This is a genomic window from Citrobacter sp. RHBSTW-00671, assembly GCF_014103415.1.
Lineage (GTDB): Bacteria > Pseudomonadota > Gammaproteobacteria > Enterobacterales > Enterobacteriaceae > Citrobacter.
Map to the genome: position 1 here is coordinate 676376 of NZ_JABXPR010000001.1, position 14727 is coordinate 691102.

The 14727-nt window shown below is 52.0% G+C and carries 13 protein-coding genes; 6 read left to right on the top strand and 7 right to left on the bottom strand.

Annotated features, from left to right (window positions below):
- Positions 1–4 precede the first annotated feature (4 nt).
- Genes HV261_RS03235 through yiaK form a run of 3 tightly spaced genes read right to left on the bottom strand, consistent with a single transcriptional unit; the run spans position 5 to position 2425 of the window.
- Entirely contained in the window at positions 5–937 is a 933-nt protein-coding gene (locus HV261_RS03235) for a DUF4862 family protein (protein WP_202037440.1), read from the bottom strand.
- A 13-nt stretch (positions 938–950) separates the two neighbouring features.
- Positions 951–1415, bottom strand: a complete 465-nt coding sequence (locus tag HV261_RS03240) for a YhcH/YjgK/YiaL family protein (RefSeq protein WP_202037441.1) — start codon at positions 1413–1415, stop codon at positions 951–953.
- Positions 1416–1426: 11 nt separating this feature from the next.
- Entirely contained in the window at positions 1427–2425 is a 999-nt protein-coding gene (yiaK, locus tag HV261_RS03245; RefSeq protein ID WP_202037442.1) for a 3-dehydro-L-gulonate 2-dehydrogenase, read from the bottom strand.
- A gap of 217 nt (positions 2426–2642) precedes the next feature.
- Here yiaK and yiaJ point away from each other — a divergent pair, with 217 nt between their 5' ends.
- Both yiaJ and HV261_RS03255 read left to right on the top strand, forming a co-directional pair.
- On the top strand, positions 2643–3458 hold the full coding sequence (gene yiaJ, locus HV261_RS03250) for an IclR family transcriptional regulator YiaJ (RefSeq protein ID WP_043018696.1): 816 nt from the start codon (positions 2643–2645) through the stop codon (positions 3456–3458).
- A gap of 117 nt (positions 3459–3575) precedes the next feature.
- A complete protein-coding gene (locus HV261_RS03255; RefSeq protein WP_202037443.1) occupies positions 3576–4049 on the top strand; it encodes a 4Fe-4S dicluster domain-containing protein in 474 nt (157 codons plus the stop codon).
- Positions 4050–4085: 36 nt separating this feature from the next.
- Here the strand turns inward: HV261_RS03255 and avtA are convergent, their stop codons facing one another.
- Positions 4086–5336, bottom strand: a complete 1251-nt coding sequence (gene avtA / locus HV261_RS03260; RefSeq protein WP_202037444.1) for a valine--pyruvate transaminase — start codon at positions 5334–5336, stop codon at positions 4086–4088.
- 176 nt (positions 5337–5512) lie between these two features.
- On the bottom strand, positions 5513–7543 hold the full coding sequence (gene malS, locus HV261_RS03265) for an alpha-amylase (protein WP_202037445.1): 2031 nt from the start codon (positions 7541–7543) through the stop codon (positions 5513–5515).
- A gap of 316 nt (positions 7544–7859) precedes the next feature.
- Here malS and HV261_RS03270 point away from each other — a divergent pair, with 316 nt between their 5' ends.
- A complete protein-coding gene (locus HV261_RS03270) occupies positions 7860–8684 on the top strand; it encodes a protein bax (protein WP_061066797.1) in 825 nt (274 codons plus the stop codon).
- 90 nt (positions 8685–8774) lie between these two features.
- Here HV261_RS03270 and xylR read toward each other — a convergent pair whose 3' ends face one another.
- Positions 8775–9953, bottom strand: coding sequence for a D-xylose utilization transcriptional activator XylR (gene xylR, locus HV261_RS03275; protein ID WP_202037446.1), 1179 nt, complete (start codon positions 9951–9953; stop codon positions 8775–8777).
- Between the two features lie 359 nt (positions 9954–10312).
- On the opposite strand from xylR, the gene xylA reads away from it, so the two are divergent.
- From xylA to yiaB, 3 genes are all read left to right on the top strand, one after another.
- The gene (gene xylA / locus HV261_RS03280; RefSeq protein WP_137361657.1) at positions 10313–11635 is read left to right on the top strand and encodes a xylose isomerase; all 1323 of its coding nucleotides are present in this window, start codon (positions 10313–10315) and stop codon (positions 11633–11635) included.
- Between the two features lie 72 nt (positions 11636–11707).
- The gene (xylB, locus tag HV261_RS03285; RefSeq protein WP_202037447.1) at positions 11708–13162 is read left to right on the top strand and encodes a xylulokinase; all 1455 of its coding nucleotides are present in this window, start codon (positions 11708–11710) and stop codon (positions 13160–13162) included.
- 169 nt (positions 13163–13331) lie between these two features.
- Positions 13332–13697, top strand: a complete 366-nt coding sequence (yiaB, locus tag HV261_RS03290; RefSeq protein ID WP_202037448.1) for an inner membrane protein YiaB — start codon at positions 13332–13334, stop codon at positions 13695–13697.
- On the opposite strand, the gene HV261_RS03295 is transcribed toward yiaB, so the two are convergent.
- Positions 13694–14689: an acyltransferase gene (locus HV261_RS03295; RefSeq protein WP_202037449.1), complete on the bottom strand. Its 996-nt coding sequence runs from the start codon at positions 14687–14689 to the stop codon at positions 13694–13696. The genes yiaB and HV261_RS03295 overlap by 4 nt on opposite strands.
- Between the last annotated feature and the right edge of the window lie 38 nt (positions 14690–14727).

Here is a 14727-nt window from a genome sequence, read left to right on the forward strand (position 1 = left end):
ATTTTTATAGTTTTGCTTTATTTAATGCGGTGATGCCGTCGCGTAATATCGCTAGGCGATGATCCACATCTGCATTGGCGTTTATTTCCAGCAATTTAATACCGGCGAATTGCAATGGATCGGTACCTGCGCAGGTGAATAATTCGCTGGCATGATCGGTGGTCATCAGGCTTTGCGGGCAGAAAGGAGCAAACGGGGCGTGTAAGTCCTGCCACTCGCCATATTCCCCCGCAAGCGTGGTGCCGGAGAACATCAGTGCACCCAATTTTCCAGCCCGTTTGGCCTGCTGGGTGTGGGTCAGCGGTAGGGCGAGACTCTGCCCTTCAATGGCCGATCGCGCCCAGTTAATGCATACGCTGATGTCATATCCGGTTATCGCATCCAGCACGTTGTCTAACGGCAAAAAACCTTTGCGTGGCGCGGGGCCCGTCATGGCATCGCAATGCTCCAGCACCAGATCGCAGGACCAGTCCCAGCGGGTAATTTCTTTCAGTGAACGGGCGAACGCGTCGGTGGCCTGAGCGACGTTTGGATTGCCTGCCAGCGGGGCGGCATGCAGTTCAAGGGCGATAATTTTCCCGGCGTTGGTTGCATTGATATGGTTGATTTTCTGCAGTAGATGGCGGTAATACGCCACACAGGCCTGACGCTGCTCTTCGTCGCTGGAGGCCAGCCCAAAACCGCTATTGTTACCGCGGCGGCGCATGGTCTCCATAATGGCCGTGACCACGATTTGCCAGTCGCCCGGCGTATGGCGCAATAACCATTCGTCGCCTAACGGATGCAGATTTTCAAGGCAGGGCTGTTCCAGTCCACGAATATCCGGGGTATCGGCGAGCTGTCGCCAGAATTCCTTCTCTTCCTCTTCACTCTTTTGGTGAAATGAGGGTGCACAGGGGTACGCACCGATAATATAACCGGCATTATCCAAATTCATATTGTGCTCCTTTTTATAAAACTGAAATAGCAACCTTTACGACTATTTTGCGGATCGGTGTGGCGACAGTTTTATGACATCCTGGGCGATGAACATCCTGCGGGAAAAATATGGCGTAACTTCCCGGAATCATTTCAATAAAAGATTCATGTTCGCTGGCGTGATAAAAAATAATATCGCGCTGTGCTAATAACGATTCGCTGATTTGGTTATTCCCGGTATCAATGGCGATACCGATTTTCTCTTCACCCCAGGCCAGAAACTGAATATCCAGATAACGGCGATGCACTTCCGGGCGATTTTCGGCTGCGTCACGGGTGGTTAAATCGATAATCTGCGCGAAGATATTTTTACCGTCGATCTCCACCACGCCCGGCTCCAGTTTGCTGAAATCGGTGGCGCGCAAAAAGTCGAGCGCCCTTTCAATCGCTGCGGGTAAACGGCATGGATTAGACTGAGCAATATGTCCAAAGATCATGGTGTTGCTCCTTACAGCGCCTGAATTTTTGCCCAAACGCTGTCATCAATGGTGATGCCGTTTTGGCGATTTTCTGCCAGTAGCTTTGTAAACTCGTGGCCCGGCAGGCGAACAGGCGTATTTTCATCAGCGCGTTCGGCGGTGGTGATGAAATCCATAATCCGCTGTAGCTTGGCATCGCGGGTGGCGCCATCGATCAGCTTATCCACTTCAATGGCGATGAAAATCTGTGAAACGCCATATTCATCGCTGTTATCCTGGGTGACTTCCGCCACGGAAGAGCCGTCAGAAAGTAGGGTGGCAATCATATCCAGCACAATCGACAGACCTGAACCTTTCCAGTAACCCATTGGCAAAATGCGGCGGTTTTTTTCGATAACGCCCGGCTCTTTGGTGAGATTGCCTTCATCGTCAAAGCCGCCATCTACCGGCAGTTCACGACCGGCCAGGCGATTCACTTCCAGCATGCCGTAGGAGAACATCGACATCGACATATCAACCATGGTGATTGGCGTGGAGGGGATCGCGACAATCAGCGGGTTGGTACCAATGCGGCACTCTTTCGAACCCCACGGCGGCATGACGGCAATCGAGTTGGTCCAGCAGATACCAATGTACCCTTTCTCTGCCGCCTGCCAGCCATAGCTGCCGCCGCGCATCCAGTGGTTAGCGTTACGCAGCGCGACCAGGCCAATACCGTGATCGGAAGCCAACTCAATGGCTCTGTCCATCATCTTTTTCGCCGTCAGGTTGCCGATCGAACGCTGAGCATCCCATTGTTCAATCGCCCCCAGGCTGGTAATGCGCTGCGGTTTGGCCTCAGGAATGATGTCGCCGTTATCCAGTTGTTGAATGAAACGGGGGAAGCGATTCACGCCGTGCGAATAAACGCCGGACTCGGTGGTGCGCGCAAACATTTCGGCACAAGCATCGGCGGTTTCAACGGCGATACCGCGTGCCAGCAGTACCCGATTGAACGCATCTTTCAACTGCTCAAAAGTGACTTTCATTCCTGTTTCCTTGTTTAAATTTGATCGCTTTTTTATCTCTAAATTTCACTATGCGAAATCTGATTTCAAATATAGCGATCAAATTTTGACAGATCAACGGGGTGGTCTATTTTTTAAAATCATCAAAATCAAATAGTTGTGTTTTTTCGGTTCAGATCGTGAACTGAAACACACTTTGCGCTACCATCAGAGCGCGACGAAAAGGGGAGCGGAAGCGATGGGCACAAAAGAGAGTGAAATGACGCAAGATAAAGAGAGGCCTGCCGGAAGTCAGAGCCTGTTCCGTGGTTTGATGTTGATTGAGATCCTGAGCAACTATCCGAATGGGTGCCCACTGGCCCATTTGTCTGAACTGGCCGGGCTGAACAAAAGTACCGTGCATCGACTCCTGCAAGGGCTGCAGTCCTGCGGATACGTCACGCCCGCACCCGCTGCGGGCAGTTATCGGTTGACCACTAAATTTATCGCCGTGGGCCAGAAGGCGCTGTCGTCACTGAATATTATCCATGTTGCCGCGCCGCACCTCGAAGCGTTGAATATTGCCACCGGAGAAACGATCAACTTCTCCAGTCGTGAAGACGACCACGCTATTTTGATTTATAAGCTAGAGCCGACAACGGGCATGCTGCGTACCCGCGCCTATATCGGTCAGCATATGCCGCTGTATTGCTCCGCGATGGGCAAAATATATATGGCGTTTGGGCATGCGGATTACGTGGAGTCCTACTGGGAGAGTCATCAGGATCTGATTCAGCCACTGACACGCAATACTATTACCGGTCTACCGGCGATGTACGATGAGCTGGCGCAGATCCGCGAAAGCAGTATGGCGATGGATCGGGAAGAGAACGAGCTGGGGGTATCCTGTATTGCCGTGCCGGTGTTTGATATTCATGGCCGGGTACCGTACGCGGTGTCAATTTCACTCTCGACCTCGCGGCTTAAGCAGGTAGGGGAAAAGAATCTACTCAAGCCGCTGCGGGAAACCGCACAGGCTATTTCAAATGAGCTGGGCTTTACCGTTCGCGATTAGGCGCATGCCAGGGGTCGTTCAGACACCTGACACTATTTAACCGTTTCCCCTGTTCGATCAAAGCGACAGGGGCCGTCTCTCTGGCAATCTGTGGTTTTCACGCAGACGGAGGGGGCAATGAACGCGTTTATTATGGCGGATGCGGCAAAATGTATTGGGTGTCGTACCTGCGAAGTTGCCTGTGTCGTCGCGCATCAGCAAAACCAGGACTGCGCGTCGGTCTCTTCCACTGCGTTTCTCCCGCGGATTCGGGTAATCAAAGACGACGCCTTTACGACGGCGGTCGCTTGCCATCAATGCGAAGACGCTCCCTGTGCGAATGTGTGTCCAACTCACGCCATTCGTCGTGAACATGGGCATATCTTCGTTGAACAAGCGCGTTGCATTGGTTGTAAAAGCTGTATGCTGGCCTGCCCGTTTGGGGCAATGAATGTCGTCGCCCGTTCGTCGCGGGTGCAGGCGATAAAATGCGATTTGTGCTGGCATCGCGAGACGGGGCCGGCGTGTGTCGAAGCCTGCCCAACCAGCGCGCTGCAGTGTATTGATGCCGTCAGTATTCAGCGCCAGCGCCTGCGGTCGCAACCGCTGTAACGCGAGTCCCGACCAGCACAGAGGTCGGGGTTTTCGTCAGCCTTCAAGCCAGGCGCGTTCTATCTCTTCGGCCAGAATCTTCACGCCAGTCTCGATTTTCTCCGGTTCCGGTACGTAATTCATCCGCATGCACTGATGCGTATGCGGCCAGGGTTTATCCAGCCCTGGGAAGAAATAGTCGCCAGGCACCATCAGGACACCGCGCGCTTTCAGACGCTGATACAACAGCTCGGTGGAAATCGGTAAATCCTTGAACCATAACCACAGAAAAATCGCCCCTTCTGGTTTATGAATCAGGCAGCGATCTTCAGATAAATAGCGGCGAATAATCGCAATCGTCTGCTGAACGCGCTGATAATAAAACGGTTTGATAACCGTCTCAGACAGACGCAGAAGGTCGTTGCGCTTAATCATTTCGCACATGATTGCCGGACCCATTCCGCCAGGCGCAAGGCTGATAATGCCGTTCATATTGGTGATGGCGGTGATGATTTTTTCATTAGCAATAATGATACCGCAGCGAGAACCCGGCAGCCCCAGCTTGGAAAGGCTCATGCACAGTACAATGTTTGGGTTCCACAGCGGACGCGCTTCGCTAGAAATGATGCCCGGGAATGGGACACCATAGGCGTTATCGATAACCAGCGGAATTCCATGCTGATTGGCCAGCCGGTCCAGCTTCATCAACTCTTCATCGGTGATCACATTGCCGGTTGGGTTCGTCGGACGTGACACGCAAATCATGCCCGTCTCTTCGCCGATATGCAGGTGTTCAAAGTCAACGTGATACTTAAACTGGCCTTCCGGTAACAGTTCGATGTTTGGGCGTGCTGAAACGAAAAGGTCTTCTTCGAGCCCTGAATCGGCATAACCAATGTATTCCGGTGCCAACGGGAACAACACTTTTCGGGTGGTTCCATCGGCGCGACGTCCGGCGAAGAGGTTGAATAAGTAGAAAAACGCGCTCTGACTGCCATTTGTCAGTGCAATATTTTGTGGTTCGATATCCCAGCCCAGCTTCTCACGTAGTAGTTTCGCCAGCTCAGACAGTAGCTCGGTTTTACCTTGTGGACCGTCATAATTACAAAGCGCATCAGTGGCTTTGCCGTTTTCCAGCATTTCTGCCAGCAGAGACTGAAAGTAATTTTGCATCTCTGGAATTTGTGCCGGATTACCGCCGCCGAGCATGATAGCGCCTGGGGTGCGTAAGCCGTCGTTGAGGTCCTCCATCAGGCGTGTGATGCCTGAATGGCGGGTAAATTTGTCGCCAAAAAGTGAGAATGTCATAGCAGGTGATCTGTCGAACTCAGTATTAAAGTGGCTAACCATAGCGCTACCTATGGCGGGGTGCAAATCAGGCCTACAGAGCCGAATTGATGTTTTGTGCTGCAGATTTTTTGCTGGATAGTTTTTTATATTGAATCTGGCTTCCCGCGCCGTTAAGCACGAGAAGCCTGCAGAGCTCAGGGTTTACCGGCCCACACGACCATGACTTTATCGTCGCCGTGTTCGCGGATAAATCCGTATCCCTGCTTTAGTGAAAGCGTGGTTTGTTTACCTGCTCCGATTGCGGGATGTCGGGCCCTGAACTGGCTAATGCGTTGCCAGTGCGCGACGCTGGCGGCAGATTTCCCGCTAACGTCCTGCCAGTTCATTTGCGAGCGTGTGCCCTGTAACGGGTCTGAGCCGGTTGGGCCGAAAGGTCGAGCCGACTCGTCACCGTAAAAAAGTTGTACCGCGCCAGGCGTCAGCAATAACAGCTCGGCGGCTTTGTCTCCACCTTCACGGAACAGCCGAGTATCGTGTGATGAGAGGTAGCTTAGCACGTTGAAATCCTGCAATTTATCGGCCATCTGCTGCCAGGTGAGATCGATATTCGCCAGACAATCGACGGCCCTGGCCGCCTGCTCCTGATAGTCAAAATTGATCATCGCATCGAAACCGTGGCGGTAATAATCGCTTTGCATGACGCCATGTCCCCAGGCCTCACCGGTCATCCAGAAGGGTTTATCATCCAGCGCTTTGTCTGGATTAGCTTTCTTCCATTCGGCCAACGCTGAGCTGGCCTGCGCTTTTAGCTGTTGCCAGGCCGGAAGCTCGACATGTTTAGCGGTATCGACCCGAAACCCGTCAATGCCGTAGTCACGCACCCACTGGCTGAGCCAGTGAGTCAGATAATCTCGTGGCGTATAACCAGGGATAGCTTTGGCGCGGGTATCCGGCTTGTGTTGATAAAAATTCGGCAAACCCGAAGGCGTAGTGGACTCCGTTTTCAGATCGGGCAGGAAAGCCAGCGACATGGTCAGGTCGTCAAAACCCGGATTGTCGTAGTCGCCAATGTCAGTGCGGAGCCACTTTTTCCCCCACCATTTTTCCCACGCGGCTTTATCACTGAAGTTGATGTAATCATTAAAGCTGTGCCAGCTCTGCCCGGACACGGGTTTCCAGTCCGTCCAGCGTTCACCGAGCGTTTTTTCCAGTTCCTCACCTGACAAGTACAACGCCCCAAACTGGTACTCCTGCATATCAGCCAGCGTGGCGTAACCGGTATGGTTCATGACAATATCGAACAGAATGCGGATGCCGCGTTGATGCGCGCCGTCAACCAGCGCGCGCAGGTCGGCCTCGTTACCCATATTGGCGTCGAGCGTGGTCCAGTCCTGGGTGTAGTAACCGTGATAGGCATAGTGGGGAAAATCGCCTTTAGTACCACCGCCAACCCAGCCGTGGATTTGTTCAAACGGCGCGCTGATCCACAAGGCGTTGATGCCCAGACGTTGCAGGTAGCCGAGTTTGTTGGTCAGCCCGCGTAAATCTCCTCCGTGAAAGGTACCAATTTCCTGCATACCATCATTGCGACGGCCATAGCTGTGATCATTAGTCGGATCGCCGTTTTCAAAGCGATCTGTCAGTACGAAGTACACCGTGGCGTTGTGCCAGTCGAAAGCGGCGGGGGCATCTGTTTCCGCCCGTTCTAACAGTAAAAGTCCATTGCTGGCCGCGTCGGGTTGCAGGGTAATGGTTCCGTTTTTCACCGTTGCCGTTTGCTGGCTGTAGAAATCACGTACCACGGCGCCTTCCGGGAAGGTCTGGCTCACGTCCAGCGTCAGCGGCGAGCCATCCCATTTTGGACACTGGCGGATCGGGGCGGTGACGGGATCAGCAACGTTTTTTACTGACAGCATTAGCGTCGGTGTACCGGAGCGGGTATCGACTTCCAATGTGTAATCGCCGTCTTTAAATAAACGCCACTGTGGCGGTGTGCCTTCACAGGGTTTTAGCGACAGCATCTGATTGAGTTTAATGGCATCTGTAGGCTGCCAGCACTGTTGGTCAAAATTCAGGGTCAAAGGGCGAGTACCCTTCGTCAACGCTGCATGGCTGACAAATTTACCCGTACCTTCCGCTTCGAAGGTAGGGAATCCCTGAGAAGTCCATGATGAGGCGATGGCAATGCCGGGCAGTAATACCAGCGCAACGGCGGCAAGTTTCATAATGCTGTCCTTGGTGCTGCGATTTACGCCAGTTTGCCAGTGAAATCAGAGCGGAAACTCATCCTTAGCGTCGATTCTGCCCGGATGAGAGATGAGGGTGAGCGATCGCGCGCAAAAAACGACCTAATTTTGCGATAACCTCCACATTTTCTTCGAATTAACCGCACCCGGAACGGTTTGTACGTGACATAGTTTCAGAATTGGACTATTCCTTTGGGTGCTCTTGACGGCTATTTTTGATATGATTTGAGATTCATCTCTCATTTTTGTGAAAAATATAAGGTGTTGGAATGTTTAAATCCGACCAGGAGACCTAATGATATTGACTCCCATTCGACGATATGGGGCAATGATTCTTATGTTACTCACCATTGCATTTTCGGGTGAGGTGCTGGCAAAGACACACACGGCGACAACGAGTCATAAGCCCCAGGTAATCAAGGCAAGTAATACACAGGTAAGCAGTAAACAAGAGTATTCTCGCAATAGTGCAAAGAGTAGTTCACTTCCTGATTTGCGAAAATACCCTTCCGGAACACCAAGGAAAAAAGCGTTTCTCCGGACGGTTATGCCTTATATTACCAGTCAAAATGCTGCCATTACGGCGGACCGTAACTGGCTGATCTCAAAGCAGTACCAGAATCGCTGGTCACCGACTGAGCGTACGCGTATGAAAGACATCGCGAAACGCTACAAGGTGAGCTGGTCTGGTAACACGCGTAAAATTCCATGGAATACGCTGCTTGAGCGCGTAGACATCATTCCTACCAGTATGGTGGCGACTATGGCTGCGGCTGAAAGCGGTTGGGGCACATCGAAACTGGCGCGTAGCAATAACAACCTGTTTGGCATGAAATGTGTCAAAGGCCGCTGCAACAATGCACCCGGTAAGGTGAAAGGCTACTCACAGTTTGAATCGGTAAAAGAGTCGGTGAATGCCTATGTCATTAACCTGAACACGCACCCGGCATACTCTTCCTTCCGTAAATCGCGCGCGCAGTTGCGTAAAGCCGATCAGGAAGTGACAGCGACCGCGATGATCCATAAGCTGAAGGGGTACTCCACCAAAGGACAGAGTTACAATAACTATCTGTTCGCGATGTACCAGGATAACCAGCGTTTAATCGCCGCGCATATGTAATTCCACAGGCCTGATGGCGCGACGCTTATCAGGCCTGTGAGTCGCTCTGTAGGCCGGATAAGGCGAAACCGCTATCCGGCACAATTCCCCTTACAGTAACACCTCACTGTTCATGTCACGGTACTCTTTTGGCGTCGTATCGTATTCTTTCTTGAACACGGAATAGAAATACTGCAACGACGGGTAGCCGCACATTTGTGAAATTTCGTTTATCGCGAGCGTCGTGGAGATCAACAGGCTACGCGCTTTTTCCAGTTTTTCGGCATGAATCACGGCGTGGATGGTCTCCCCGACCTCGTCTTTAAAGCGCTTCTCGAGATTCGAACGTGAAATCCCAACTGCATCCAGCACTTGTTCGACTTTGATGCCTTTGCAGGCATGGTTGCGGATAAAGTGCATTGCCTGAATGACGGCGGGATCGGTCAGTGAGCGATAGTCGGTTGAACGACGATTCACGACGCGCACCGGAGGCACCAGAATGCGCTGCAGCGGCAGTTCTTCATTCGCCAGTAAGCGGTGCAGAAGTTTTGCAGCCTGATAGCCCATCTGTCGCGCGCCCTGAGCAACGGATGACAGCGCGACGCGGGACAGGTAACGGGTGAGTTCTTCGTTATCGATCCCAATGACACACAGTTTTTCCGGCACCGGGATATGCAAATGCTCGCAAGCCTGCAGAACATGCCGCGCACGTGCGTCGGTCACGGCGATAATACCGGTTTGCGTGGGTAAAGTTTGCAGCCAGTCCGCCAGACGATTTTGAGCGTGTTGCCAGTTTTCTGGTGCGGTTTCCAGCCCCTGATAGACAACACCACGGTACTTCTCTTTGGCGACCAACTGACAAAAGGCATATTCACGCTCGGCAGCCCAGCGCTTGCCGCTGGAAGAGGGCAGACCATAAAATGCGAATCGGTTGACCCCTTTTTCTTTCAGATGCAAAAAAGCGCTTTCCACCAGTGCATGGTTATCGGTCGCAATGTAATGGACGGGTGGATAATCGCTTTCAAGATGGTAGGAACCACCGACACCGATGATGGGAACATCGACATCAGCAAGTAATTGCGCAATGTCATCATCGTCATAATCAGCAATAACACCGTCGCCTAACCAGTCTTTGATATTATCAATACGGGCACGGAAATCTTCCTCAATGAATATATCCCACTCGGATTGCGATGCCTGTAAATATTCACCTACGCCCTCTACCACCTGGCGGTCATAGGCTTTATTAGCATTAAATAATAGGGTGATACGGTGTCGTTTATCAAACATAAGAGCCTATCCTGAAAGGTTAACGTGGCCTGTCGATACTACCAAAACCGCAGGTGCGACTACTTGATGAAGCGTGATAAATTTCTTATTTGCGTAACGCTACGCAAAATTCACACACCCCGACCAGGAAGACAATTGTCATTTCTTATCTGCGTATTACGGTTTTTTGTTTATTGATGAAGAGCCGATCGCGATCGCTTTTTTAATTGCTTATTCAGTGTGCATTTTTGGGAGCCAGCGCACATTTGGGTATTCTCTTAATGGCGGTGTGAAATAACGTAATTGAGCAATAAATCAGGAAATTCCAGTATGACTGTATCGCAGTTTACTTGCCGTATTACCTGATTATGGAGCTTATTATGCAGGCTTATTTTGACCAACTCGATCGCGTTCGTTTTGAAGGTACAAAATCCACTAACCCACTCGCATTTCGCCATTACAACCCTGATGAAATTGTGCTGGGCAAGCGCATGGAAGATCATCTGCGCTTTGCTGCCTGCTACTGGCACACTTTCTGCTGGAACGGCGCGGATATGTTCGGTATGGGGGCCTTCGACCGTCCGTGGCAACAGCCGGGTGAGGCATTGGCGCTGGCAAAACGTAAAGCGGATGTGGCCTTTGAGTTCTTTCACAAGTTGAACGTCCCTTACTACTGCTTCCATGATGTTGACGTCTCGCCTGAAGGCGCGTCTTTGAAAGAGTATAAAAATAACTTTGCCCAGATGGTGGATGTGCTGGCGGCAAAACAGGAACAGAGCGGCGTGAAACTGCTGTGGGGTACGGCAAACTGCTTTACTAACCCACGTTATGGCGCAGGCGCGGCGACTAACCCGGACCCGGAAGTCTTCAGCTGGGCGGCTACGCAGGTCGTGACTGCCATGGATGCCACACATAAATTAGGTGGCGAGAACTACGTTCTGTGGGGCGGCCGTGAAGGTTATGAAACGCTGCTTAATACCGACCTGCGTCAGGAACGTGAGCAGATTGGCCGCTTTATGCAACTGGTGGTCGAGCATAAACACAAAACCGGTTTCCAGGGCACCTTACTGATCGAACCGAAGCCGCAAGAACCCACTAAACACCAGTATGACTACGATGCCGCGACCGTTTACGGATTCCTGAAGCAGTTCGGTCTGGAAAAAGAGATCAAACTGAATATTGAAGCGAACCATGCCACGCTGGCAGGCCATTCGTTCCACCACGAAATCGCTACGGCGATTGCTCTGGGGCTATTTGGTTCCGTCGATGCGAACCGTGGCGACGCACAACTGGGCTGGGATACCGACCAATTCCCGAACAGCGTAGAAGAGAATGCGCTGGTCATGTACGAAATCCTGAAAGCGGGCGGTTTTACCACTGGTGGCCTGAACTTTGATGCCAAAGTCCGTCGTCAGAGTACTGATAAATACGATCTGTTCTATGGTCATATTGGTGCGATGGATACCATGGCGCTGTCGCTGAAAATTGCGGCCCGTATGATTGAAGACGGTGGCCTGGATCAGCGCGTGGCAAAACGCTATGCCGGTTGGAATGGTGAGCTGGGCCAGCAAATTCTGAAAGGTCAGATGACGCTGACGGAAATTGCGCAGTACGCTGAACAACATAACCTGGCACCGGTGCATCAGAGCGGCCATCAGGAACAGTTGGAAAATCTGGTAAACCATTATTTGTTCGACAAATAATGGACTGCTGAGTACGTCCGTAAGCCCGGATAGCGATTCGCTACCGGGCCTTTCTTTAAGGAACGATACCCTATGTATATCGGGATAGATCTTGGTACATCAGGCGTAAAGGCCATTCTGCTGAATGAGCAGGGCGATGTGGTGGCCTCGCACACGGAGAAACTGACCGTCTCCCGGCCTCATCCGTTATGGTCGGAGCAGGATCCTGAACAGTGGTGGCTGGCGACGGATCGTGCTGTAAAAGCGTTGGGTCAGCAACATTCTCTCAGTGAGGTGAAGGCGTTAGGTCTCGCCGGGCAGATGCACGGCGCGACGCTGCTTGATAAGCAACAGAAGGTTCTGCGTCCGGCAATCCTGTGGAATGACGGTCGTTGCGCCGAAGAATGCGTGATGCTGGAAAATCAGGTGCCGCAATCTCGTATAATTACCGGCAATCTGATGATGCCTGGCTTTACTGCCCCTAAATTGCTGTGGGTTCAGCGCCATGAACCGGACATTTTCAGCCAGGTTGATAAAGTCCTGCTACCGAAAGATTACCTGCGTCTGCGTATGACCGGCGAGTTTGCCAGCGATATGTCGGATGCCGCAGGTACGATGTGGCTGGATGTCGCGAAACGTGACTGGAGTGACGTCATGTTGGCGGCGTGTCAGCTGACTCGCGCGCATATGCCGGCCTTGTACGAGGGCAGTGCGATTACCGGAACGCTGTTGCCTGGTATCGCGCAATCCTGGGGCATGTCAGAGGTTGCGGTCGTTGCGGGTGGTGGCGATAACGCGGCGGGTGCGGTTGGCGTAGGCATGATGAATGCAGGCCAGGCAATGCTGTCATTGGGTACGTCCGGCGTCTACTTTGCAGTAAGCGACGGCTTTCTCAGTAAACCAGAAAGTGCGGTACACAGCTTCTGCCACGCGCTGCCTGACCGGTGGCATCTGATGTCAGTGATGCTGAGCGCCGCATCCTGCCTCGACTGGGCGGCAAAATTAACCGGGCTGGCAAGCGTACCTGCGCTGATTGATGCCGCACAGCAGGAAAATGAGCAGGCTGAACCGGTCTGGTTCTTACCCTATCTGTCAGGTGAACGTACGCCGCACAATAACCCGCAGGCGAAAGGCGTCTTTTTTGGCCTGACGCATCAGCATGGTCCGGCAGAGCTGGCGCGAGCGGTACTTGAAGGTGTGGGGTTTGCCTTAGCTGACGGTATGGATGTGGTACATGCCTGTGGCGTTACACCGGCCAGCATTACGCTCATCGGTGGTGGGGCGCGTAGCGAATACTGGCGGCAGATGTTGTCCGATATCAGCGGATTGCAGCTGGATTACCGTACCGGCGGAGATGTCGGTCCTGCCCTGGGCGCAGCACGGCTGGCGCAAATTGCGATGAATCCACAACAACCACTCTCTGACTTACTGCCTCAACTGGTGCTGGAGCAGGCGCATTACCCTGATGCAGAGCAACATGCACGTTATCAACAACGTCGGGAAACCTTCCGGCGTATCTATCAGCAATTGCTGCCCTTAATGTCCTGATCGTGTTCCCCTCTGAAAAGCAGAGGGGATTTCCATCATATATATCTTCGTTTAATCAATAACTTATGTGTATGAATGTATTCTGAAATTTCAGTGAGATAGCGTTTTTCTGTGTTGTCTTGAGTGGGTTATTCATATTGTATCCGTGGTAGAGGATAAGGAGATCCCAATGAAGACGACAAGGCTATTGCCATGGCTATTGTTTCTTTCCGGCGCACTCATTTACTGCACAGGCCTATGGTGGTCATGCCCCTTACTCAGCGAAAAAGGTTACTTTTTAGGTGTTCTGATGACGGGAATGTTTGTGACGTACGCTTATCAGCGTGCTGTAAATCTCAATCAGAACGACGAACGTTTCGCTTCCGTGTGTCAGATGGTCGCGCTCATAACAATCGGGTTACTGCTGGTGGGGGTGCGGAATGCCCCATTATCACCCCTCGAAATGGGGCTGTACCCGGCGGCATTCTTTGTGTGTATATCAGGGCTGATTTTGCTGATGTGCCCAACGGAAGAGGCACATTCTGATGAATTCTAACTCACCAGTCTGCGTGTATCGATGCGTTGTAGCAGCATGGAAAGTAATAGGCTGCCCGCCAGCGTGGCGCTAAAAATCCATAGCATATCCAGCGGTGGCCAGTTTTTGAGTTCAATACCGCGGGTACGTAGCGCATGAATGATCAGCGCGTGGAAACCGTAAATACCTAACGAGTGACGGGAAATAAGCCCCAGTATGGGCAGTGTGTGTGTACTGAGCGTGTTTTTGACCAGCGTCAGGAGCGATGCAGCAAAGATAAATACCGCCGGGCCACAATAGAGATACCAGGTATCGGCAAAATTGCCTCGCCACCGGAGCTCATGCAGCGTCCCGCGTGAAATAACAAACACGGCGACGAGACACAACGCTGCGCAGAGCCAGGAGAGTGAGCGCTTTTGTGTCTCCATCATGCCAATTGCCCGGCCCAGCATGCCGTACAGAATGTAGTAGAACGTATCGCCACTGATGTACAGGTTGATGGGTAGCCACTCAAAGCCGCCAATTTTTTGCGATACGGTGTTGGGATTGGCAATAACGCCAATCACGATCATCAATGCCAGCAGCATTTTTCCGCTGACATTTTTCACCTGAATCAGCGGGGATACCAGGTAGATAACGGCAATAGCGAAGAAAAACCACAGGTGGTAGAACACCGGTTTTTGCAGCAGGTTTTTCAACGATAGCTCAGCGTTGATCGAGGTGAACAACAGGATGTAGGCCAGTGCCACGGCGCTGTAAAACAGAATGCACAACGCGATGCGGATGAAATGCCGCGGTCTGGCGCTGCGTTCGCCGAAAAAGAGATAACCCGAGATCATAAAAAACAGCGGGACGCTAACGCGAGAAGCTGAATTTAGCACATTGGCAAGATCCCAATTTACCGGGCTGACGCTTTGCGCATTGGTGATGTACCAGGTCGTGGTGTGAATCATCACAACCATTAAACAGGCTATCCCGCGTAAGTTATCAATCCAGAAAATTTTGGGCTGCATCAGTTCCTCTGTTTTCATTAAAAAAGTCTGAGCGGTAT

Coding starts and splice junctions, on each gene's coding strand:
- HV261_RS03235 (WP_202037440.1), bottom strand. CDS start 937: ATGAATTTGGATAATGCCGGTTATATTATCGGTGCGTACCCCTGTGCA.
- HV261_RS03240 (WP_202037441.1), bottom strand. CDS start 1,415: ATGATCTTTGGACATATTGCTCAGTCTAATCCATGCCGTTTACCCGCA.
- yiaK (WP_202037442.1), bottom strand. CDS start 2,425: ATGAAAGTCACTTTTGAGCAGTTGAAAGATGCGTTCAATCGGGTACTG.
- yiaJ (WP_043018696.1), top strand. CDS start 2,643: ATGGGCACAAAAGAGAGTGAAATGACGCAAGATAAAGAGAGGCCTGCC.
- HV261_RS03255 (WP_202037443.1), top strand. CDS start 3,576: ATGAACGCGTTTATTATGGCGGATGCGGCAAAATGTATTGGGTGTCGT.
- avtA (WP_202037444.1), bottom strand. CDS start 5,336: ATGACATTCTCACTTTTTGGCGACAAATTTACCCGCCATTCAGGCATC.
- malS (WP_202037445.1), bottom strand. CDS start 7,543: ATGAAACTTGCCGCCGTTGCGCTGGTATTACTGCCCGGCATTGCCATC.
- HV261_RS03270 (WP_061066797.1), top strand. CDS start 7,860: ATGATATTGACTCCCATTCGACGATATGGGGCAATGATTCTTATGTTA.
- xylR (WP_202037446.1), bottom strand. CDS start 9,953: ATGTTTGATAAACGACACCGTATCACCCTATTATTTAATGCTAATAAA.
- xylA (WP_137361657.1), top strand. CDS start 10,313: ATGCAGGCTTATTTTGACCAACTCGATCGCGTTCGTTTTGAAGGTACA.
- xylB (WP_202037447.1), top strand. CDS start 11,708: ATGTATATCGGGATAGATCTTGGTACATCAGGCGTAAAGGCCATTCTG.
- yiaB (WP_202037448.1), top strand. CDS start 13,332: ATGAAGACGACAAGGCTATTGCCATGGCTATTGTTTCTTTCCGGCGCA.
- HV261_RS03295 (WP_202037449.1), bottom strand. CDS start 14,689: ATGCAGCCCAAAATTTTCTGGATTGATAACTTACGCGGGATAGCCTGT.